Annotated in this window: 27 protein-coding genes and 2 pseudogenes; 10 read left to right on the top strand and 19 right to left on the bottom strand. The window is 31.3% G+C overall.

From position 1 onward, the window contains the following. Positions 1–300: 300 nt before the first annotated feature. The 10 genes from hisJ to ACFVR2_RS23245 all read right to left on the bottom strand — a co-directional run bounded on the left by hisJ (position 301) and on the right by ACFVR2_RS23245 (position 7812). Positions 301–1131, bottom strand: coding sequence for a histidinol-phosphatase HisJ (hisJ, locus tag ACFVR2_RS23290; RefSeq protein WP_387367480.1), 831 nt, complete (start codon positions 1129–1131; stop codon positions 301–303). Further along, positions 1128–1775, bottom strand: coding sequence for a bifunctional phosphoribosyl-AMP cyclohydrolase/phosphoribosyl-ATP diphosphatase HisIE (gene hisIE, locus ACFVR2_RS23285; RefSeq protein ID WP_387367477.1), 648 nt, complete (start codon positions 1773–1775; stop codon positions 1128–1130). Before hisIE ends, hisJ begins: the two co-directional genes overlap by 4 nt. Positions 1776–1786: 11 nt before the next feature. Beyond that, positions 1787–2545, bottom strand: coding sequence for an imidazole glycerol phosphate synthase subunit HisF (hisF, locus tag ACFVR2_RS23280; RefSeq protein ID WP_387367474.1), 759 nt, complete (start codon positions 2543–2545; stop codon positions 1787–1789). Then, positions 2515–3246: a 1-(5-phosphoribosyl)-5-[(5-phosphoribosylamino)methylideneamino]imidazole-4-carboxamide isomerase gene (gene hisA / locus ACFVR2_RS23275; protein ID WP_387367471.1), complete on the bottom strand. Its 732-nt coding sequence runs from the start codon at positions 3244–3246 to the stop codon at positions 2515–2517. Before hisA ends, hisF begins: the two co-directional genes overlap by 31 nt. Next, a complete protein-coding gene (hisH, locus tag ACFVR2_RS23270; RefSeq protein WP_387367468.1) occupies positions 3224–3847 on the bottom strand; it encodes an imidazole glycerol phosphate synthase subunit HisH in 624 nt (207 codons plus the stop codon). Before hisH ends, hisA begins: the two co-directional genes overlap by 23 nt. After that, complete coding sequence (gene hisB / locus ACFVR2_RS23265) at positions 3848–4426, bottom strand: imidazoleglycerol-phosphate dehydratase HisB (protein ID WP_387367465.1); 579 nt, start codon at positions 4424–4426, stop codon at positions 3848–3850. Further along, complete coding sequence (hisD, locus tag ACFVR2_RS23260; RefSeq protein ID WP_387367655.1) at positions 4423–5709, bottom strand: histidinol dehydrogenase; 1287 nt, start codon at positions 5707–5709, stop codon at positions 4423–4425. Before hisD ends, hisB begins: the two co-directional genes overlap by 4 nt. Beyond that, complete coding sequence (gene hisG / locus ACFVR2_RS23255) at positions 5690–6337, bottom strand: ATP phosphoribosyltransferase (RefSeq protein WP_387367462.1); 648 nt, start codon at positions 6335–6337, stop codon at positions 5690–5692. The genes hisD and hisG overlap by 20 nt, the downstream gene beginning before the upstream one ends. Next, positions 6334–7251 (bottom strand): ATP phosphoribosyltransferase regulatory subunit, encoded by a 918-nt coding sequence (locus ACFVR2_RS23250; protein WP_387367459.1) that lies wholly within the window; start codon positions 7249–7251, stop codon positions 6334–6336. Before ACFVR2_RS23250 ends, hisG begins: the two co-directional genes overlap by 4 nt. Positions 7252–7635: 384 nt before the next feature. Next, complete coding sequence (locus ACFVR2_RS23245) at positions 7636–7812, bottom strand: hypothetical protein (protein WP_387367456.1); 177 nt, start codon at positions 7810–7812, stop codon at positions 7636–7638. Between the two features lie 1107 nt (positions 7813–8919). On the opposite strand from ACFVR2_RS23245, the gene ACFVR2_RS23240 reads away from it, so the two are divergent. From ACFVR2_RS23240 to ACFVR2_RS25125, 6 genes and pseudogenes are all read left to right on the top strand, one after another. Beyond that, on the top strand, positions 8920–9303 hold the full coding sequence (locus ACFVR2_RS23240; RefSeq protein ID WP_387367453.1) for a hypothetical protein: 384 nt from the start codon (positions 8920–8922) through the stop codon (positions 9301–9303). Positions 9304–9471: 168 nt separating this feature from the next. Further along, positions 9472–9777 carry a hypothetical protein gene (locus ACFVR2_RS23235; protein WP_387367451.1) on the top strand — a complete coding sequence of 102 codons (306 nt, stop codon included), beginning with the start codon at positions 9472–9474 and terminating at the stop codon, positions 9775–9777. A 106-nt stretch (positions 9778–9883) separates the two neighbouring features. After that, a pseudogene (locus ACFVR2_RS23230) lies at positions 9884–10798 on the top strand (tetratricopeptide repeat protein). Positions 10799–11147: 349 nt separating this feature from the next. Next, the gene (locus ACFVR2_RS23225) at positions 11148–11759 is read left to right on the top strand and encodes a hypothetical protein (RefSeq protein WP_387367449.1); all 612 of its coding nucleotides are present in this window, start codon (positions 11148–11150) and stop codon (positions 11757–11759) included. A 255-nt stretch (positions 11760–12014) separates the two neighbouring features. After that, on the top strand, positions 12015–12251 hold the full coding sequence (locus ACFVR2_RS23220) for a hypothetical protein (RefSeq protein WP_387367652.1): 237 nt from the start codon (positions 12015–12017) through the stop codon (positions 12249–12251). 138 nt (positions 12252–12389) lie between these two features. Beyond that, a pseudogene (locus ACFVR2_RS25125) lies at positions 12390–12635 on the top strand (DUF7716 domain-containing protein); the annotation flags it as partial. A gap of 29 nt (positions 12636–12664) precedes the next feature. Here ACFVR2_RS25125 and ACFVR2_RS23215 read toward each other — a convergent pair. The 3 genes from ACFVR2_RS23215 to ACFVR2_RS23205 all read right to left on the bottom strand — a co-directional run bounded on the left by ACFVR2_RS23215 (position 12665) and on the right by ACFVR2_RS23205 (position 14514). After that, complete coding sequence (locus ACFVR2_RS23215) at positions 12665–13021, bottom strand: hypothetical protein (protein WP_387367447.1); 357 nt, start codon at positions 13019–13021, stop codon at positions 12665–12667. Positions 13022–13343: 322 nt separating this feature from the next. Further along, entirely contained in the window at positions 13344–13493 is a 150-nt protein-coding gene (locus ACFVR2_RS23210) for a hypothetical protein (protein ID WP_387367444.1), read from the bottom strand. Between the two features lie 76 nt (positions 13494–13569). After that, positions 13570–14514 carry a ketopantoate reductase family protein gene (locus tag ACFVR2_RS23205; protein WP_387367441.1) on the bottom strand — a complete coding sequence of 315 codons (945 nt, stop codon included), beginning with the start codon at positions 14512–14514 and terminating at the stop codon, positions 13570–13572. A 283-nt stretch (positions 14515–14797) separates the two neighbouring features. Between ACFVR2_RS23205 and ACFVR2_RS23200 the strand changes: the two genes are divergently transcribed. After that, complete coding sequence (locus ACFVR2_RS23200) at positions 14798–15355, top strand: TetR/AcrR family transcriptional regulator (protein ID WP_387367438.1); 558 nt, start codon at positions 14798–14800, stop codon at positions 15353–15355. A 146-nt stretch (positions 15356–15501) separates the two neighbouring features. On the opposite strand, the gene ACFVR2_RS23195 is transcribed toward ACFVR2_RS23200, so the two are convergent. Continuing rightward, positions 15502–15771 (bottom strand): hypothetical protein, encoded by a 270-nt coding sequence (locus ACFVR2_RS23195; RefSeq protein WP_387367435.1) that lies wholly within the window; start codon positions 15769–15771, stop codon positions 15502–15504. 49 nt (positions 15772–15820) lie between these two features. Then, positions 15821–16036 (bottom strand): hypothetical protein, encoded by a 216-nt coding sequence (locus ACFVR2_RS23190; RefSeq protein WP_387367433.1) that lies wholly within the window; start codon positions 16034–16036, stop codon positions 15821–15823. Positions 16037–16374: 338 nt separating this feature from the next. Here ACFVR2_RS23190 and ACFVR2_RS23185 point away from each other — a divergent pair, with 338 nt between their 5' ends. After that, positions 16375–17391: an aldo/keto reductase gene (locus ACFVR2_RS23185; RefSeq protein WP_387367430.1), complete on the top strand. Its 1017-nt coding sequence runs from the start codon at positions 16375–16377 to the stop codon at positions 17389–17391. Between the two features lie 26 nt (positions 17392–17417). Further along, a complete protein-coding gene (locus ACFVR2_RS23180) occupies positions 17418–17846 on the top strand; it encodes an SRPBCC family protein (protein WP_387367427.1) in 429 nt (142 codons plus the stop codon). Positions 17847–18145: 299 nt separating this feature from the next. On the opposite strand, the gene ACFVR2_RS23175 is transcribed toward ACFVR2_RS23180, so the two are convergent. Together ACFVR2_RS23175 and ACFVR2_RS23170 are read right to left on the bottom strand one after the other, a co-directional pair. Continuing rightward, the gene (locus ACFVR2_RS23175; protein ID WP_387367424.1) at positions 18146–18442 is read right to left on the bottom strand and encodes an antibiotic biosynthesis monooxygenase family protein; all 297 of its coding nucleotides are present in this window, start codon (positions 18440–18442) and stop codon (positions 18146–18148) included. Between the two features lie 144 nt (positions 18443–18586). Beyond that, the gene (locus ACFVR2_RS23170; protein WP_387367421.1) at positions 18587–19156 is read right to left on the bottom strand and encodes a hypothetical protein; all 570 of its coding nucleotides are present in this window, start codon (positions 19154–19156) and stop codon (positions 18587–18589) included. A 131-nt stretch (positions 19157–19287) separates the two neighbouring features. Between ACFVR2_RS23170 and ACFVR2_RS23165 the strand changes: the two genes are divergently transcribed. Continuing rightward, a complete protein-coding gene (locus tag ACFVR2_RS23165) occupies positions 19288–20712 on the top strand; it encodes a DNA recombination protein RmuC (protein ID WP_387367649.1) in 1425 nt (474 codons plus the stop codon). Positions 20713–21601: 889 nt separating this feature from the next. Here ACFVR2_RS23165 and ACFVR2_RS23160 read toward each other — a convergent pair. Beyond that, complete coding sequence (locus tag ACFVR2_RS23160; RefSeq protein WP_387367418.1) at positions 21602–22120, bottom strand: hypothetical protein; 519 nt, start codon at positions 22118–22120, stop codon at positions 21602–21604. Positions 22121–22475: 355 nt separating this feature from the next. After that, complete coding sequence (locus ACFVR2_RS23155) at positions 22476–22598, bottom strand: hypothetical protein (RefSeq protein WP_387367415.1); 123 nt, start codon at positions 22596–22598, stop codon at positions 22476–22478. Positions 22599–22831 lie beyond the last annotated feature (233 nt).

Genomic DNA, 22831 nt, shown 5'->3' with positions numbered 1-22831 from the left:
TATATAAACTATATTCAGAAAAGATTTCTTATTTTTCTTAATTATATATCAACGGTTGATATTTTAATTTGGGGGAATTTCACTATATTAAGGATTAAATGAGTATGTAAAAAAGTAAAAATATGAAAATAACTTACTCATAGAAAGCTCATGAGTAAGTTAAATTGCAAGTTGGTGTATGTTACTTACTCATGAGGGGTACATGAGTTAGTTAAATAGTAAATCGATTGTAAATTACTTACAGATAAAAGGCCCGACAGATCAGTTTCCTCTTTTTAAAGCTGTAATATCAATTGATCCTCAGCTAGATTTTTTACTGTTTGAAAAATAAACATCATACCCTCTTCCAACATCTTTTACACTATGAGAATCCGAGCCATACATTAACTCTATATTTAAGGAATTCGCAATTTCAATGACATGGTTTGGTGGATATGTTTCACCACAATACTCTTTATATAACCCTGCAGTATTATAGTCTAAAATATAATTTTTTTCTTTTACTAGCTTTAATATTTCAATTTGTTTATTTAGTATCTTTTCCGTATCTTCACATTTCAAAAATTGCTTAAATTTATTGCATATAGTCATATGTCCTATTCGTTTTGGTTTAAATGGACCAAAATCATCAATGATTGACTGCTTTACTACATCGTAATAAGCAAGTTGAAACGCTTCAGCACTACCATAGTAATTTACTAGACCGGAAAGAGTATCTTCAGCTTTATAATCTATACAATGCAATCCATTTATTCCTTCTAAGTAATGAACTGACAATAACCCAGTGTCACAATATTTACTGTATTCTTTTAAAAAGTCTTTAAACCATACTGATTCACTCGGTAAATAATCGTATTCAAATCCAATTTTTATACGAATTCGATCCTTATACTGATCTCTTACTTTATACATTTCGTTAATATATTCGTCTACTTCATTTTCAGACATTGCAAGCGAAGCAACTGCTTCATTTGGCTTTAAGCAGTTTTGAAATGATGTTGGTACTGGTGTGTGCTCAGTGATATGGTATTCATCGAACCCAAGTTCAATCGCTTTTTCGATCATTAATTGTACGTCATCACCACTTCCGTGCGGACAATAGTGTGTATGAGTGTGCCCATCAATTTTCAAGATTTTACTTTCTCCTTCCTATTTATTAAGCAATTGTTTATCTCTTCAAGTTTTATTCCTTTTTCCACCATTAAGACAATTGTGTGATAGACTAGATCACTAATCTCATAAATTAATTCTTCAGTTCCTTCATTTTTAGCTCCAATAATTACTTCGCTTGTCTCTTCGCCTACTTTTTTCAATATCTTATCAATACCTTGATTAAATAAATAGGTAGTATAAGATCCTTCAATTGGATTCTCTTTTCGATCTCGTATCGTTTCATAGAGATTAGGCAAATAACTTAATGATTTATTCTGAACAATATTCTTTTCTTGTTTTAAAGTTATTTTTTCGGAAAAACAACTGTAGCTTCCTGTGTGGCAAGCTACACCTACTTGTTCAACCTGAAGTAAAATTGAATCTTGGTCACAATCATAAGAAATCGATTTGACATATTGAAGATTCCCTGAAGTTTCTCCTTTTTTCCAAATTGACCTACGACTTCTACTATAAAATGTCGCAAATCCAGAATCGATTGTGAGTTTAATTGATTCATTATTCATATATGCCAACATTAATACTTCTTTCGTATCAATATCTTGTACAATTGCTGGTACTAACCCTTGTTCATTAAAGCGAATTTTTTCGATATCAAAAAACATGTTTTCTCCTCCTATAGTCGAACTGGAATATTTTTTCCATTTAAATAGTCTTTTAATTCACTAATTTTGATTTCTCCAAAATGGAATACTGATGCAGCTAAAACTCCATCAACGTTTGCATATTCAATCGCATCATAAAAGTGTTCTACTTTGCCAGCGCCACCAGATGCGATAACAGGTACATTAACTGCATTTGTAATTTTTTGCAGCAATCTGATATCAAATCCTCTTTTCATGCCATCTTCATCAATACTATTTAAGACAATCTCACCCGCTCCAAGCTCGACACCTTTCTTAGCCCAATCAATCGCATCCCATTCAGTCTCTTTCCGACCACCATTTATAAACACTTTATATTTGTCATCTTTATTTAACTTTGCATCAATTGAAAGCACAACACATTGCGATCCAAAACGATCAGATGCTTCTTTAATTAAATTCGGATTTAAAATTGCGGCAGAATTAATCGATACTTTATCGGCTCCATTTCTTAATAGTTTTGTAAAATCATCAATCGAACGTACTCCACCTCCAACACTGAAAGGAATACGCAATTCCTTCGCTACTTCTGAAACAAATTTCAATGATATATCTCTTTCTTCATTTGAGGCCGTAATATCATAAAATACTAGCTCGTCAGCACCATTATCACTATAATATTTTCCTAGTTTCGTAGGTGAGTCAACATCTTGAATACTTGAAAACTGTTTTCCTTTCACGACTCGTCCATTACGAACGTCTAAGCACGGTATAATTCTTCTTGCAAGCATTTAAGTGCCTCCTCAACTGTAAATTTCCCTTCATATAATGCTTTACCAGAAATCGCACCATAAATATTTAACCTGCTAAGTGACATCAGGTCATTGATCGAGCTCACTCCACCTGAAGCGATAATATTTAAATTTGTTTCGTCGGCTAATCTTTTATATGCTTCTAGATTAGGACCACTTAACATGCCGTCCTTTGAAATATCAGTGTATACGACTGTTTTCACACCGAGTAGCTCTAGCTGTTTACAAAATTCAAAGCTATCTTGATTTGTCGACTCTTCCCATCCATTTATGGCTACAAAACTGTTTTTTGCATCTACTCCTACAATGATTCGATCACCGTATTTTAAAACAGCTTGTTCTAAAAGTTGTCTATTATTAATTGCAGCTGTACCTAAAATTACTTTTTCAACACCTAATTCTAACCAGAACGAAATCGAATCAAGTGATCTTATTCCTCCACCTAACTGAATGTTTAAATTCGTTTTTTGAACGATTTCTTTTATAATTGAAGCATTTTTCCGTTCTCCAGTTCTTGCTCCATCTAAATCAACAATATGTAATACTTTTGCACCCGCTTTTTCAAAATCTAACGCAACTTCAAGTGGTGAACTCTTATAAATTACTTTCTTATTAAAATCTCCTTGCTCAAGGCGAACGCAATTACCGTCCTTTAAATCAATTGCTGGATATAGAATCATATAAACACATCTCCTTAAATGCTTTTAATAAATTTAGACCTGTTTCTGCACTTTTTTCAGGATGAAATTGCATTCCGTAAATATTATCAGATTTAATAATAGCTGGTATCTTAACTCCATATTCTGAATAAGCTAAAAGTTCATCATTTGTTGAACTAATATAAAATGAGTGTACAAAATAGACATACTCACCTTCATTTACATATTTTAATAATGATTCCTGTTTAGTAAAATTCAATTTGTTCCAGCCCATATGTGGCACTTTAACAATGTCGGGAATACGCTTTACTTGACCTTTAATTAAGCCAAGCCCACTTGCCCCGAAGTTTTCTTCACTGAATTCATATAGTAATTGCATTCCTAAGCAAATTCCTAAAATCGGAGTACCGCTTTTTGACTTAGACTTTATACAATCTACTAAATTAAGGCGATTTAATTCGTTCATCGCTGCTTCATATGCCCCAACACCTGGTAGAATAATAGAAGAAGCTTGCTCAATCACTTCAATTTCATTCGTAATGACTACAGGAAAATCAACTTCTTCACATGCTCTTTTTAATGAATCTAAATTACCTACACCATAATCAATAATAATATTCACTTATAACATTCCTTTCGTGGAAGGTAACTTAGTCGAAGTTACTTCAACTGCTTGCTTTACCGCTCTACCAAATGCTTTAAATAAAGCTTCAATTTTGTGATGATCATTTTCTCCATATAAAACTTCCATATGGCAATTCATTCTAGCTTCAGAGCTTAATGCTTTAAAAAATTCTTTGAAATTTTGTGTATCAATATTTCCTATTCGTTCTCTTACCGTTCGATCATTATAAACAAGATACGGTCTCCCACTAAAATCAACGACAACTCTTGCTAACGTTTCATCCATTGGAATATAGCAAGAACCGTACCGATTAATACCAACTTTTTCGTCTAACGCAATTAATAGCGCTTTACCTAATGCGATACCAACATCTTCTGTAGTGTGATGATCATCTACTTCAAGATCACCCTCACAAAATACTTCTAAGTTTATTCCACTATGAAATGAAAATAAGGTTAACATATGATCTAAAAAACCAATACCAGTTTGAATCGTACTTTCTCCATCTCCATCTAAATTTAATTTCAAACGAATATTTGTTTCATTTGTTTGTCTTGATAACATTGCAGTTCTCACTTGGAATCCTCCTCAAATCGAATACTAATTGCTTTACCGTGACCAAATAGACCTTCTTCTTCTGCGATCACTTCAATATGTTTTCTAGCTTCACTTAGGGCAGCCTTATTGTAATAAACAACAGATGTTTTCTTTTGAAAATCATTTACATTTAATGGTGAGGTAAATCTTGCAGTTCCACTAGTCGGTAATGTATGATTCGTTCCCGCAAAGTAATCGCCAACAGGCTCTGGAGTATAGTCTCCTAAAAAAATAGCACCAGCATTTTTAACTTTATGAACAATCGACTCTGGATTTTTTATCATTAGTTCAAGATGTTCAGGCGCTAGCTTATTAACAAGCTCAATTCCTTCCTCGATTGTTTTAACGACGATCATTGCTCCATAATTTTCGAATGAGCTTTTAATAATTTCTTTTCTTGGTTGTTCTTCTAATAAGTTTGGTATTTCTTCCTGTATTTTTAATGCAAACTCTTCTGAATTCGTAATAACAATACTAGATGCCATTTCATCATGCTCTGCCTGTGCCATTAAGTCAGCAGCAATAAATCTTGGATTGGCTGTTTCATCTGCTAATATGACAACCTCAGTTGGACCTGCAACCATATCAATTCCAACTATTCCTGAAACACTTTTCTTAGCAAGCGCCACATAAATATTGCCAGGACCAACTATTTTATCTACTTTTTCAATTGATTCAGTTCCATAAGCCAGTGCCCCTATTGCTTGTGCTCCACCAATTTTTAATACTTTTGTAACACCAGCTAATTTCGCAGCTACTAAAATTGAGGGCTTAATTTTCCCTTCTTTATTTGGTGGCGTTACAATGACAATTTCCTTCACTCCTGCTATTTTTGCAGGAATCACATTCATTAAAACAGTTGATGGGTATGCTGCTTTTCCACCTGGGATATACACACCAACTCTTTCAATCGGATTAATTAATTGTTGAACATATGAATTTTTATCATTTATTTTATACCCATCTTGCAGTTGCTTTTCATGATATGTCTCTATATTTTTCTTAGCTTCAATCAATGCATTTACTAAACTTTTATCAGATTGTTCTAGAGCCTCATTAAACTCATCTTCACTTACTTCAAAGTTTTTTAGTTTGACTTCATCATAAATTAAAGAATACCTGCGAACAGCTTCATCTCCGTTTTCTTTCACATTTAATAATATTTTTTCTACACTTTTTGTGATCTCAACAGTGGGTAAATTCGTTCGGTTTATAATACTTTCAAGTTTTTCGCTTTTATGATTAATCGATAAAATTTCCAACATATATGTTCCTACCCTTCTTAATTTTTTCTATAAATTCAGTAATACGGAAATAGTTAAATCGATAACTAACCCGATTTGAAATCACTCTAGCACTAATCGGAATCATTTCTTCTAAGATGACTAATCCATTGGCCTTTAAAGTACTTCCTGTTTCTACTAAATCAACAATAATATCTGACATTCCTACAATAGGTGCCAATTCAACAGAACCATTTAAATAAATCAGTTCAATATTTTGCCTATACTGAAAATACTTCGAAGTAATATTTGGATATTTTGTCGCAACTCTTAACGTTTCATCGCCTCGATCAATTATCGTTCCTGGAAAACCCGCTGCTGCAAAAATGCATTTTCCAAGTTCTAAATCCATCAACTCATATACATCTTTCTCTTGTTCTAGCAGAATGTCTTTTCCTACAAAACCAAGATCGCAAACTCCACGTTCAACATAGGTAGCGACATCCACAGGTTTCACTACTAAATATTTAATTTTATGTAATTCATCTTCGAAAATTAGTTTTCTTGTTTTAGAATCAATTACTTTTCGGTAACCAGACTGACTTAATATTTTAATAACCTCATCTTCAAGTCTTCCTTTTGCAACTGCAACTGTTAGCCAACTCACTTTACATCCCTCATTTGACATGTTATCCAAGCATTTGTATCAATCGAAAATCCGATTGCATCAATACTGTTTTCCGAATCTTCAGACACCAAAAGGTAGCGTCCTCCACTTAAAACCTCTTTATTTAACTGATCATAATACCCTTTAAAAACGATTCCGTTATAATAATCAAATTCATTTACGATTGATAAATCGAGAAGAATATTTGGACTAATTTCTTGAAATTTGATTACCTTTTCTACAGCATTTTCCATTTCATTATTTAGTACTAGGCTTCTGAGTAATGAATGAAGCTTTTCTCCTTTACCTTGTAAACTAAATAACTGTTCAAAAACATTTCTAGCTTGAAATGGTAAATTAATTGACTGAATAAATCGTTCTAATTCATCTATGTTTTTTAAATAAATTAGCTTTTTCAATTTATTTTTTTGCGACTCGGTTAAATTACATTCTTTAAATAATCCTTCGATAAACCCTGTATGCCCGATTTCTAAAATAAAAGGAACATTGCTTAACAAATCAATTGCCATAATAACTACTTCTATTTCAGATGCTTCAGTAATTTGCCCTAAATTTTCAATTCCAAATTGATTTATTTCTTCAAGCTCTACCCCATTATTTCGATAGATTGTTGATTGATAAAATACTTTACATTTCTCTTCCTTAAGCGCGATCGGATAAATTTCATTCATCAATGCACTTGTTAAATCAGGTCTTAACAATAAAATTTGTTGTAACCTTGTTAAAACAACTACTAAGTCTTCTCTAGCTAATCTTGGGTTTCGACTCGAAAATGAATCATACTCTTCAAATAGTTGAGGATGAAACGGAATATACCCTCGCTCTAGTGCATAATCTTCCATTTTTCTTTTATATCGATAATTGACTAATGACTGCTTTAATTTCCCATCCAATTGAACATTCCCCCTTCTAGAAAAAACAAAAAGGCCATACAGGTTAAATGCCTGTATGGCCTTCTGGCACGACACAAGCACCTTTTTCGTAACACGAAGAGGGCTTGCATCTACGGTCAATTTTTGTCCATAGATTCAAACCCTGGGTGGATGATGATGTTGTAGCCCATTATTCGTGCGTGCGAAAAACATGTTCATGTCTCCTTTTTCGTTTTATTTTTATTCATCTTAATGAATTTGATATAAGTTGTCAATCCCTTTTGAAAAATAAAAAATTTGAAAGGGTTTACATTAAGGTTTTTTAATTTTTTTGAATCTATTAAACTTAAATGAGTTTTTTACTCTAATAACAAATATCTTATATAGTAAACTATTGCAAAAACCTTACTTAGTAAAGAGATAATAAATAACGTAAAACCAACTAAAAAACCCGTGAATTATTGCCCAGAGGACTGATTTATGAATACTCCAAGATATTGTAATGGCTAAAGCAGAACCGAAAGTAATAACACTTTTTGAGCCAACTGGAACATTATGTTTTTTTTCTGACCTTTCTTTCATAGCTCAGTCCCCATTTCCACTAATCCTATATTTTCTTTTGTATATGTTCATATTTATTCTTCATTATAAAGGTTATTACTTACACCTATTAATATTCGTATGAACACTCTTTTACTACAATCCAAATTTCTTTCATTATAAACCACTTTGTAAATTAGTTTAGCTTCGACTAATGCAGAGCTTTGAATAAATTAATTTGATTTATCCTCAAATAATTCACTTACTCTATCTAACTAACTAAAAACTAGTGAAACTCTCTTGTCATTTAATCAAAAAAAATCGACTTTAAAGTTTTATATGAAAAAATGTGAAATTCCCCCAAATTATCAAAGTCGTCTGAAGTGTATAATTAATTAAGAATTATAAATGGAGGAATTGAAGTGCGTTTGACATTTAATATTTTAAGCGGAATGTTATTATGTGTTTTTCTTATTCAAAGAATAAAGATTGTACGACAAAATAAAGTGGTAATCAAAGTTCTTTATATTTTAAGTATACTTATTCTAATCCTTCTTTTAGTGATTAACTATCAATCATAGTTTAGCCAATAGAATAATAAAACAAATTCGTTATGCAACTAACACATGCGTTTGTTACAATTCGAAGTTCTCGCTATGATAGCATTAAGGAGGAAATTATATGAATACAAAATCTCTTTTCAGTACTATTATAGTTATTTTTACTTGGATGTTTTCAATTAGCTTTTTATATATTCATAGTAAAGGTAGTCTAAATGTAAGCCCATGGACGATGCACAACTTTAAAAATATTTCTCTACAAATTCTACTGATTATATTACCGTTAATAGGACTCTTTTTTTGTTTCTTTATTAATAAAAAAGTTTTAAAGTATTTATTTATTTTTGGAAGTTTGATTAATATTTACTATCTTAGCTTTCCTTATGTTCAAATCTGGCTGACTTACTTTAAGTTGAACAAGTAATTTAATTATCTACATCAATTAACTCATACATTAGGTCAACAAAAAAAGGTGCTGAGGGATCAGCACTTTTTTATTACCTAGGATGTAGCTAAAATAAAGTTTCTTTCGCAAATTTACCAATATTTGGATTATAATTATTACAAATAATAATTGGTGGTGGATTTAATGAAAAAACCTTTAGGTATTTCAGTAATTAGCTATTTTTATATTTTTGGTGCCATAGTTCTAATTATTAGTTCCGTTTTTTATAATACATCTACTAACTCGATTGGCATAGCTGAAAGGTTTGGAGTTTCAAATATATCTGAACCATTATTTAGAGTGATAGTAGCTTTTATAACTTTGATGATGATTTTTGGCTATATTAGGCTAAAGAAATGGGGATTTTGGTTTATGATTTCGTATTCTATACTTTTCGGAAGTATAAGTTTGTACTTATCCATACAACATAATCAACAACCTTACATTGGAAATATGATTTTTACCTTTTTCATTTTGTTTTACACAATTTCTGTGAAAAAATCATTTTTTGCAAAAAAGCATCACTAATATAAATATTGGTTCGAGCTTAGCAAGATGTAATATTATGCAACTAACTGATGCAATAGTTGAATAATATTTGGAGCCGACATAGGCTCCTATTTTCTTTCTAGCAATATAATTCAAAAAGAAATGCTATAATTACTCGAAAGAACTAACCGATGGGAGAAGTTAGAATTGATAGTTAAAATTGAATTTACTTACGAAGAAGATACAGTTTATATTAGATGTCCTGCAAAAGTAGGAAGAAACATTCGACAATTACAAAGAGATTTTGATACATGGCTATATGATCGTAAAAACAATCATCCTTACTGGGTTTCTTATGGTTTAGAAGAAGACGGTACAGAGCGCTGGGGTGTTAGTTTTAATGAAGAAGCATTTATCTATTGGCTTAATAATGTAAGATTTAACAAAGGAAAGAACGTTGCATCTCTAATAAAAGATCCGAAGGGGTTACCGAAAAAAACGATAAATTTTTAAATTCTTATACGAACGCATGCGATAGTTGAAGAAAATGAGCAGCCAGTAGCTGCTCATTTTTATGTTATTATTAAATAAAATTTCCAAAAAGTTGGAGTGAAGATAATTGAACACAAATCAAAAGGCTATTGATTTATTTGAAAAAAATGAATATAAGGAAGCCTTTGAACTTTTTCAGAGAGCAGTAAAGGAGTAAAAAAATATTCAGTCACTTAATAACCTCGCTTGGTTTTACCTTTATGAGGAAGAAGATGATGATAAAGCTCTCGAATTGATAAAAGAGACTATTTCTTTAAACCCCTCCTCGTATTTTCCATATAATATCATAAGCGAAATTTATATTAGTCAAAAGCAATGGAAACTCGCTTCATACATGTTACATAAATCAATCTCAATTCAACCATCTTATGAAGCATTGCGTAATTATGCAATCGCAAATTACCATTTAGGAAACATAGAAAAAGCTGCTGAATTATTCCTTAAAGTTGCTGGTGATTCAGATCATATGATGTACTGCTACGTGAAATGTTTAATTGAGCTTGGAAGAAAATCCGAAGCTAAAGAAAAATTAAATGAATTTGATGAGGAAGCAGTTGAATTTGAAGGAGTAGTTGAACTTGCTGAATTATATCTTGAAATAGAATGTTATGAAGAAGCTGTAATTTGTTTTGAAAAAGGATGGCTAGAATACACAAAAGGTCCATATTGGATAAGTAGATTTATTTACTCACTTTTTAAAACTAATAATATTACCCGCATAAATGAAGTTGTTAATGTAGCTATTAAAGAAAAAGTTGAGGAAATTAAAGATGCCACCGAAGAAGAGATTGAAGAAAATTGGACTGAAAATGATAAAGCAGAATATATTAAACATTTAAATGAAGAGAAAGCAACATTTGAGAATATGGTCGAATTAATTACAAAAGGACATGCACCTTTAATAAATTTTGAACCAGCCTCAACAGGATCCTGCTATTTGTTTGGTTGTAAACAACATAAACATCCAGAATACCAAGAATAAAATAAATTATTCTGGTTTATTAATTACTTTGTTGTTCAACTATTGAACGCTTGAGTTTAATAAGAACGTAAAGGGATTGTCTAAATTGACAGTCCCATTTTCAAGTTAAACATTTGAAAATAGTCTTCACTTCTTTATTCAACATAATGGCAGATTAGTTGCATAAGGAATGAATATGATGAGAATTTTGTTTTGAATTTGAAGGTTATTTTTAATCAAAAGATAAATAGACTTTTAAGTAGAATTTAATAGATAATCAATGTTGGAGCTTCAAAAAATTTGCTTGAGTACCTTGAGTTTCATCATATTAAATATAAAATAGTTAAATAATAAGTGAGGTAAATAATTTATGGAATATCCAATCATGGAACCACCATTTGAAATAAAATCTTTTAGAGAATTAAGTGCTAAAGAATCGAAAGCACTTTTAAATTGGTTTGTGAGTCAAATACCTGTACGTCTAGATTTATTACAAAAAGCAATAAAACATACGACCGATGATTCAAATGAATTTCTTGACTTTAGTCCTTTATCATTGATACCAATGTGGCGTTGGTTCTTAGATCAAATTGAAATTAAGGAAAAGACACAAGAAGAGATCATCATCGAGAAATTGAATATTCCTGAACAACTTCGAAACATAATTGAAATAGAGACTCAAGAATTAAGTGTTGGAACACAAATTCTTGCTATGGATATTGCAATTTATACTGCTGAGGTATTAATAAGAAATAATTCAGAAATAAAATGGGGAAGAATTAGAAAACCCAAGAATTCTATAAATGTAAATCGTCCTGTTCTAATTAGTAATTCGTCTAAGGTGGTCATAAACCCGACTAATCAAATTAGCAATCTGACAGAGCAAATGGTGGAAATTGGAAATACTAACGAAGCAATACTTAAAGAAAAATATGAATCATGGGTTTATTTTTTCAGTAATAACCATTTAAAAGAATATTGAATAACTTTTATTAAATTTTAGAAATGTTGATTATTGCAAAAGAAAAAGGCATTAAATTCAAAATAAAAACAACTATAAATAATCAAAAGTTGTTCAACTAACGCATGCATTAGTTAAACAACATGATCGGCTGAAAAGTCGATTTTTTTATTGAGCTAAATGGCAGGATAGTTGCCTAAGAGAATATAATAAAATGAAGGAAATAATACTAAAATTTAAGCTATATTGATTGGTTAGCAATCAGTCGTGACTATTATGATTGTAGAAATTGATGGATACTTTACACAAGCATTACTTACAGGAAGGAAATGTTCTAAAAAAGAATTGAAACAAAAATATTTACGTGCACTAAGTATAGTAAATGACATTAGAGATCTACCAGATGTATTTTGTCGATTATTCCGTTTTGAACAGTTGCCTTTCAATGATAAAATCGAAGTCGATTTTGTTATTGATACCGATACGGATTATATTTATTCGCCAAATTATTGAACTAAATGGCAAGTGGAATAAGAATGATCTAATTTTATTAAAGGGTCAATGACGTGGTAATAAAACATGAAAAATTTAGTGGAGTTAAGAGATTTATTGATTAATGCAAGTGACTACCAATGAAACGTCTCTCTATTTTTAACAATTGAAGAGAAATGGGATTTAAATTCTTCTTGTTATTTTTTTGATCTAGATGAATTGGATGACAATGAAGAAATTCCTAAATTTGCTGTTCAAAATAATTATTGTTATGTATTAAATATGGCGGATATTCAGGATATTGTAGACAATGTAAAGCTGCAAAGAGCAGAATATTCCGAATTAGATTTATTTGAGGCATTTCTATACTATTTTAAAAATGATGCTTTTATCTCTTTTAATTAAACTTAAGAGTTATTCAACTAGCGCATGCCTTAGTTGAATAGCTTATCATAATGTTCCTTTGGATTAGCTATTTTGTTTTGAATAAAATATTCAGCCTCATCTTTAATAATTTCTATGTAATTATGCTTCTTAAATGGTTTTGTATGTTTATGAATACTTCTAAGCCCTCCCTTTACCACAGTTCTTTCATTAGGAACATCTACAATAACAGTCAAGTATATCTTTTCATTATATTTCACTTCTCCTGTAACTTGACCTTTTTCCAAGTTAACTGTATATTCTGGTACAATTTTCAACGGGGAAAATGATGTCCATCCTGCATTTTTAGACTGAATTCCAAACAACCTATATAACATATCCCAATAAAATTTTTTAAGTTTATTCATAAATGCTCCAATACTGTTTTAGTATATTTTAAAATCACATTCTGCCTAATAAGTGTATAAGCGAATTTTTCGATAATATTCTCATTATACACTCTAAATCCAGCTAAGCGAGTATACAAATGCTTTAAAAATTTCTGTTAGAGATTACAGTTGTATCCAAAATAACGGCTGCTCTATTGATTAAGGAATAGATATCTGATGACTATTTTTTGTCACCGAATCTGAAATTTATGGGAATAATAAACTCTTTTATCAAAAAAAAAAAAGAACTTCGAATAAAAAAACATAGGGAGAATTTAGTCTACCTATGTTTTCATTCATATTATTTATCCGTTTGTTTTTGCTTCTTTTTTAAATACTCCGCACGCATTTTTTCAAGTTGCTGCTTTTTATCAAATTTGGCAGGCGTCTGTTTTTCATGAAACTTTGCAACAGCTTGCTGACCTTTCGTATCCAATTGATATTTTCCCACTTTGTTCACCTACTTTTGTTGTCTTTAAAGAGAATCTATTTAATAAATATAATATACCTTATTACTGAAGTAAACCTTAGTGTATAAATTCATCTCTATACTGATCAATCGATTGCTTTTTAAGGTCATCCCATATTGGTGTTGAAATATTCGCTTCCTTTTGTAACTGATCGAATGTTCTAAAAATGGCTTCAATTTCACTAAAGGAGCCTTCAATCATATTATTCATTGGAAGTTTATGAAATATTTTCAATCCATGGTATGCAATATTTCGATATTTACGTACCAATTTCACTTGAAAAGCTGGATCAATTTTGTATCCCAATTTTTCTAACACCATAAAGCCCTCATCCATTGCAGAAATCATCTGTAGTAATGCATTCTTATTATTTGCTATTTTTTTAAAGTCAAAGTTATTTAGATAGTGGATTGAGTTCATCGCAACAATTGGTATGAGGTGACTTTTAAGCCAGCCATCAATATGATCATGATAAGTTAATTTATACTTTGCTTCCTTAAAAGCCTTCTCTAAAGTTGTTTTAAAAGGTATGTCACCTTCCAAACTACCGATCACCATTTGGCCCCCACCACGAATCGAAATGATACGTCCACTTTCTTCTCGTTTCCCTCCACTAAGTTGAAAACCAAAGGCAATATTCTTTTTGACGTTGCTATTTTCATTTATGAATCTTTGCATATTTGCCGAATCAGCGTTATTCCCAACAAGCACGATATTTTTACTTATATTTTGTGCTAATACCGGTAGGACGGAAGAAAATTGATTATATTTCATTACGACAAATATAAGATCATAGTAGTCATCTGGTTCAAGTATATCAATAATGTTAACTGAGTCAACGGTATTTTTTCGTTGGAAATAATGACGAATAACAATTCCATCTTGTTTCAATTGTTCATATCTTTTACTTCTAGCTAAAACAGTTACATTATTCCCTCCTCTTACTAAAGAGTGAGCAAGATAACTTCCCAAAACGCCAGCACCAAAAATTAATACTTTCATCATAATACTCCTATTCTATCGAATCTTAATTGCTAAAGATTTACGGATATAATAATGGACAATTATTTTTTATTCAACAAACGTCTATTATCTAGAAGTTTAGCAACAGACTATAGCTGTATCAATGGTTAATTAAGCTGATTTTGTTTAATAACGAACAAGTTAAATAGATTTGTTTAACAAAAGTCTAATAAAGTACATTTGTTTCTTTTTGGACAGTTGTTCATTATAATTAATCTACTAAAGCAATTCTTATATGAAATGATAGATAAAGGAGTATTTTATGGATAAGAGAATTAGAAAATCTAAAAAAGCGATTGAGGATGCACTAATTAGTTTAATGGCGGAGAATGATTTTGAAAGTATCACAATTAACTCAATTGCAGAAAAAGCGGACGTCAATAGAGGGACAATTTATTTGCATTACAAAGACAAATTCGATTTATTAGAGCAATGTATTGAAAGAGAAATAAAAGAATTATTAATATCTTGTTTACCTGAAGGCTCAGGAAGTTTCCCATCTAAAACACCTTTACTAAGGACATTTAACTATTTAGAGAAAAACTCTTTCTTTTACCATACTTTATTAACGAATACTGGTGTTCCCACATTTAGAAATCAATTATTAAGTGTAATGAAAGATGGAATGAGGGAACAATTGAATTTAAATGAATTGAATCAAAATATGAACAAAGAGTTCCTTATTCAGTTTTGGTCTTCTGCAACAATTGGTGTGATCGAATGGTGGATCACTCAATCAATGCCAATTACCGCAGAAGAAATCACAGAACAATTATGGATTTTACTAGAACGAAATCAAATTTTACCAAATATTGAATAATGCCAGACTCCATACTGATCTCGTTTAATACAACTTTTACATAATTAATTTGCTTTTATTCGTTACTATCTTCGAAAAATCTAAATTCATGTTTTCAACAAAAACAAAATACAACAACATGTATTCGTTATATGTAGGAAAAGAAATCACATTTTTAAATCATGAACATAATGTTTAGCTTCTAATAATGAAAGTCCTAAAACAGTTCTAACCTCCCTAATTGCTTGAATTTCTTTTCCTTCATTCATAAGTTTACGCAATTCATTATTAATTGGATGTTCGGGTACTTTTATTACCGTAGCAATCTGATCTAAAGTAATCTTTAAATTTTTCATTCGATTCTCTAATTTATTAAGTTTATCAATAACCGTTGTAATCAGTACAAAAACAATGATTAACAATAATCCAAGAAACATATATTCCACCCTAATCACCTACCAATTTATCTATTTATATTAATTAGCATTATTGAATATCATTAAATATCTTTTCTAAGAGTTCTAATGGAATAGTGAACTTGGTTGTTTTTTCATTCCTCCAATATGTAATAATTTCTACTAGATTCCCTTTCTTCTCAACTTCCAGTAAAGCATTTTCCCCTTTATCTCTAACTGAGACAAAACGATTACCATTTTTCTTCTCTTTTTGTTTGTATTCGAAATTTAAATTTTGTAGGTTCATATTTATCCCCTCTCCATTTTTAATCCACATTGAAAAAGTTAATATTACCATATATTGGAATTAGTTGGTTTTTTATTGATTATACCAATTTAAATGTTGATATTGGATCCCAAAAAAACTGCCTATACATATGTAACCAAAATGTGCCTATAGAACATACAAGTTACTATCGCACTTAAAAGTACGTTCTTCTTTTCTTTATAAATTTATTCCATAATAGCAACTGTAGAGAATAGTTTCCTTAGAGGACATCTTTATTCATCTAATTACTACTCTCTAACAACATTATTCAAATTAACTTCATTTTTGCATGAAGATTAATATATAGGAGGATTTATATGAAAGAGAAAAACTTATTTCAAGGAAAACTAGGTTTCGGAACTGCCCCACTCGGAAATATGTTCCGTAACATCCCAGATGAGGAAGCATTCGCAACTGTTGTAGCAGCTTGGGATAATGGCATTCGCTACTTTGATACAGCGCCACTTTATGGTGCAGGTCTAGCTGAGATCCGCCTTGGAGAAGTATTATCAAGATACAATCGTGATGATTATGTTTTAAGTACAAAAGTTGGACGTTTAATTTTGGATGAACTAGAAGACGTTTCTGCACGAGACTTAGGTGAAAAAGGTGGAGTTTTTGAATTTGGACGTAAGAATAAGCTTGTGAACGATTATAGTGCTGACGCAACTTTACGTTCAATCGAACAAAGTTTAAATCGTTTGAAAACAGATCGTTTAGACATTGTCTATGTTCACGATATTGCACAAGACTTTTATGGTGACGAGTGGATAGCACAGTTTGAAATTGCTCGCACTGGTGCTTTCCGCGTACTTTCTCAATTACGAGATGAAGGTGTTATTAAATCTTGGGGACTTGGTGTAAATAAAGTAGAACCAATCGAAATCGCATTAGAATTAGGTGAATACAAACCTGATGTTAGTTTATTAGCTGGTCGTTATACACTATTGGATCACGACCGTGCGCTTCAACGATTAATGCCTGAGGCTGCTAAACAAAATGTTGATATTATCGTTGGTGGTCCATATAGCTCAGGTATTCTAGCTGGTGGTACTCATTTCGAATATCAAAAAGCTTCACCTGAAATTATCTCGAAAGTTGAGAAAATCAAAGGAATTGCAAAGCAACATGGGATCAGTGTGAAAGCTGCGGCTCTACAATTTTCATTATCAAATCCAGCAGTTGCAACAGTTATTCCAGGTGCAAGTAAACCAGAGCGAATTGCCGAAGACCAAGCTGCATTAAATGAAGAAATTCCAGCTACATTCTGGCATGTAATGAGAGAACAAAAACTAGTATCAGAAAATGCACCACTACCAATAGACATTAAATAATAACTATGTAAAAGGAGCGATATAAAATGGCTAACACAATCGTTACAATGGAAATCCCTGCAAATCCTGAAAAAGTGTGGCAATTAATTGGCGGTTTCAATTCGCTACCAGATTGGTTACCATATATCCCAAGTAGTGAATTATTAGAAGGCGGACGCGTTCGTAGTTTAGCAAACCCGGATGGAGATGCAATTGTAGAACGACTAGTAGTATTCAATGATCAAGAGCGTTTATATACGTACTCAATAATGAGAGCACCATTCCCAGTTTCAAACTATCAATCGACAATACATGTTCAGGAACATTCTGACCGAAATAAATCAATTGTTGAGTGGTCTGGTAGTTTTACTCCTGTGGATGTAACTGATGAAGAAGTAATCGAACTATTCCATGGGATTTATAAAGATGGATTAGAAGCATTAAGACAAGCATTTCAAGTTTTAACAGTATTATAGTAAATAGAAAAATCAAGGGGAATACCCATTCCCTTTGATTTTTTCTTTTTTAAGTTTTTCAAATTTATAAGAATGTTTCTTAAAATAATTTACTCTAAGGCTTTTTTATGCATCCACGTAATTCGCGACTTACAGTAACTTCCACAAAATTTATTATATATCGTATATCCACTACTGTAATTTGGGGGAATTTCGTCTTTTTTTCACGAAATTAAATCTTTTTTATTAAACTTAACCATTCAATGTAGTGAATTATTGATTCATGGCTGGATAACGCACTGCTTTAGTTGAAGAAATCTCTATAAAAGTTTCACCATTTCAAAATGTTCCACAGTTGGAAAAGGGTCGTAAAAATGATGAAGTTGCTTTTTCCAATCTTGGTATTCACTAGATTGTCTAAAACCAATTGTATGGTCCTCCAATTTCTCCCACTGCACTAGTAATAAATATTTCCCTTTTACTTCCATGCATCGTTGTAATTCATGTGATACATACCCTTTCATGGAAGAAATAATTTTTGATGCTTCTCGAAAAGCTTCTTCATATTGTTCTTCCATTCCATCTTTAACATATAGCATAACAGCTTCCAATATCATTAATATCACCCCAATTATTTTGTTTCAAATTTATATTATTCGTCAAATTTTACTCTTCACCTTTAAGTATGCTTATTCCACTAAACTGCCTTTAGTTGCAAAAGAAAATCAACAAAGTATTATAAGGACATAATGGAATATAATTTATTTATGGCAGCAGATAATTATAAGGTCAAAAAAGACAGCATTCAAAAGAATGCTGCTTTTTTTGAGGATGAGTTGCGACAACCACGGTATGTGTCGAGTGTATGTGGCAACACAAGAGATGTTGGTGGGTTTATCAACATTATTGTGTCGTTTTATAGATATCCCATTTACCTTTTTCCATTTCTGATTCTTCGACTTCGTAAAAGATATCTTTGAACTAATCGTGAAGTCATCAAAATAGATTAAAATTTCATCTGCAATAGGCTGTCGCAAAGCTGTAAATATCCAACGATCCTTTAATTTAATTGGTGCACCATTTATAAGCTCATAAACAGTATTAAAAAGATGAATATTACCATTGGCTGTAATGACAAACTCTTTTTTTCCTAAAGTGGATTCTTTAATATATTCGAATCCTAAATGTTGGCTAAATTTTTCGAGATACTTATGAATCTTATAAAATGATTTATTGTAGTTGTTTTCGTTCATATTTAAAAACTCTTCTTCGTGTTTAGAAAACCATTTCCAAAATTTGTGCTGATTTCTTTTCTCAAATTTTTGTAACATACAAATACCTCTTTTCTATTTATCTGGTAATTATTAGTTCGAATAAAATTGAGATGTCTTAATCTTCTTAAAGAGACTATAATTAATTAATAGAGATGATTTCATTTAAGGAGGGCTTAATTTTGAGCTATATGTTAGCGGGGAGCGTACTAGTTAATTTGATATTAACTATAATAATTCTATTTGTATCTTTAAAACTGAAGCAAGGTTCTATGAATCAAGATACGTCAGTTTTAAAAGAAATCGTATTTAAGCAGATAGCAGAAGCTAATGAGAAGACAGAAAAGAAAATTAACGAAGAGTTAAAGGAAAGTCGAAAAGAAAATTACGAAATTTCCAGTAAGAATCGAGAAGAATTAAGTAAAAGTCTTTTAAGCTTTTCTGAAAATATTCAAAGTCAAATTACACAGAGTATTCAATTACAACAAACGTTCAATAAGGATACGAATGATAATATTAAACAAATGATCAATAAAAATGAAAAGCAAATGGATAATATCAGGAACACATTAGAATCTAGTATTACAAAACTTCAAGAGAATAATATTCGTAAACTAGATGAAAACAAAGAAAAAACAAGCAAAACGATCAGCGAGGGCTTAAATGAAGTTAGAAGTATCTTAGAGGTAAATATATCAAAGTTGCAAGAAGATAACTCTAAAAAATTAGAAGAAATGCGTATGACAGTAGATGAAAAATTGAATAATACGCTTGAACAAAGACTGGGTGAAAAGTTCAAATTGGTAAGCGAACGTTTAGAGCAAGTTCATACTGGTCTTGGTGAAATGAAGACGCTAGCGACTGGTGTTGGTGATTTGAAAAAAGTTCTTTCTAATGTGAAAACCAGAGGTATTTGGGGAGAAATACAACTCGGGAATATCTTAGAACAAACAATGACACCAGACCAATATGTTGAAAACTTTGCTACTAAGAAGAATAGTGCTGAACGAGTAGAATTTGCAATTAAGTTCCCGTCTAAGCAAGATTCCAAGAAATACGTTTACTTACCTATCGATTCGAAGTTCCCAAGTGACATCTATGAAAGGCTAGTAGATGCACAAGAAAGTGGTAATGTAGAATTAGTTAGAGAGGCAGTAAAACAACTCGAATCTAGAATTAAAGCTGAGGCAAAAACAATAAATGAAAAATATATTAGCCCGCCAGTTACAACTGATTTTGGAGTATTGTTCTTACCGACTGAAAGTTTATATGCGGAAGTTCTAAAAATTAATGGATTATTAGAATTCCTTCAAAACACTTATCGTATTACTGTTGCTGGCCCAACCACAATGGCTGCACTTTTGAATAGTTTCCAAATGGGATTCAGGACATTGGCTATTGAAAAGCGTTCAAGTGAAGTTTGGGATACTCTTGGTAAAGTGAAAACTGAGTTTGGTAAATTTGGTGATATCTTAGAGAAAACACAGAAAAAACTTCAAGCAGCTACTAATGAGATAGAAGTTGCGACACGTAAAACTAGAACAATTGAAAGAAGCCTTAGAGATGTTCAGGAGTTACCGACTAATGAAAATGAATTTATCGCTTTAGCTGATTAATTAAATAGATCGTTATAGTTTAACGTAAAAGCCGGCAATACATAAATGTTTTGTCGGCTTTTATTCGGGAAAAACGATGTTGATTGCTTTTGAGATCAGTTAGATTAATATCAAAGCATCCTGTAAACGCGAGATTCAAATGCAGTAAGTTTAGTTGGACTGGCTTGTTCAACATTACTAGGAAGTAGATATGCAATTCGGGGTAATCTATATTCAAATGGTGTTTCTTCTTCTGTTAAATTTACAAATATCCAATATATTGCATCTTTCCATATCCTTTTGTATACCTAAGTTTCAGAAATTAGAAAGGGACAACTAAAATTATGTCACTTTCTTAATATCGAAGTTCTCTTCCTTATGCAACTATCCTACCAGTGTACAATAAAAACGACCGCCGAATGGAGTCGTTCATTGTTCAACTAAAGCATGCGTTAGTTGTATAAGAAGTGTTTATTACCGAATAAAAAAACTCCCCACAGAACTACACCTATTATAGAAATAATATTTAAAATTATAATTAACTTCGTTTTCCGACAAATAACACTAAAATAAATTAATAGAAATGTAAGAGTAATAAACCACGCTTTTTCCATTATCCCCTCTCGGAAAGGGCTTAAGTTATGGACGTTCAATACCATTAAAATAAAAAAATAAACTACAAGAGGATTATTTTTTTTGTCCTTAATATTCTGTTTCATCGAATTTTTCTCCTAGATAAAGTCATTGATACAATTTAAATATCACTCTTTAATATTCAACATAGTATTGAAAAAGTCCTATCTTTATTCAACTAATCTGCCATTTACTTCAATAAAAAAACGAGCTGCAAGCAACTCGTTTTCTTCAACTAATGCATGCGTTAGTTACATAGTGTTTAATCCTAAAATTGTTATGCTTTCTTTTTTTCTTTTTCCCAACGCTTTACTTTTTTCTGTATTTTATCTTCTAATTTTTGTGCGTTTCCCTCATCTTTAGATTCTTGTTTGACATACTTAGACGGGAACATCTTTTTTAAATCTTCTCCATAGAACGATCCGTCACGCGGTTCTTTGTAATCAACAACTTCATATGAATCCCCTTTTTCCTTTAGGGTAATCGTTGCTGGTATTCTGCTACCAGTTTCCAATTCTGCTTTTGTAGAATAAGAATAACCTTCGTAAAGATACTCAAGATAGACAGTTGTTGCATCATTCTCTTTTTTCGATCCGTAAATTTTGTGTACCTCAAATCCTTTATCAGTTGGATTTTGTAATTGACCTTTGTACTTATCTACAACATAATTTGAGATAAAAGCATCCATTTCCTTTGTGACACCTTTTGGACCATCAGCTGCCGATGTTTGACTGCAACCTGCTGCGCTTACGACTACTAAACAACCTAACATTAAACTCACAACTTGTTTTTTCAAGAAAATCTCACTCCATTTATAATTAATCTTCATGATTTAGTCACTTTTATTAGAAATTGATTCTAGCTTATTTCTGTGTTTCCAGTAACTCCCATAAAGTCATTATACATTGTGCATACTTATTTTAATTTGGGGGAATTTCGTCTTTTTTTATGAAAAAACAAATTATTTTTATGTAACTAAACTGCCATTTACTTTAATAAAAAAAGCCGCATATTAGCAGCTTGTGTTATTCAACTATTGCATCAGTTAGTTGCATAAGCAAATTATTTATAAAGTTATAAACACGAAATTTTATCTACTTTAGAATATTGAAATTTTTATTTCTCTTATTCATCTCTTTGATAATACTGTTCTATTTATTTGCAATTTTACGTAACAAATAAAGTGCATAAACTATTGCAGGTATAGCCCCTATCATCAGTATTATTGCTATTACACCTGAAATTAAATACCAAGGTGATACAGATACACTCATTTTAGCCCCCCTTTTGGAGAAATATTTTTGTAATGTTTTTGTGTTTACACCTCTTTAAAAAGAGTTCTACAATAAATATTCTCATACCTTTAATTTAAAGTCGGGTTATTTTATTCTTGATTTAATAACGTTTATACGATTTCTTATTGATACAGATAGGTAAGGGTTTGAAGTTATCGCTCCCTTTTCCCCCTGTTCACACCGTACGTGCGACTTTCACCGCATACGGCGTT

Source organism: Gottfriedia sp. NPDC057991, from assembly GCF_042886615.1.
Classification (GTDB): Bacteria; Bacillota; Bacilli; order Bacillales; family Bacillaceae_G; genus Gottfriedia.
This window is presented reverse-complemented; position numbering and strand designations above follow the sequence as displayed.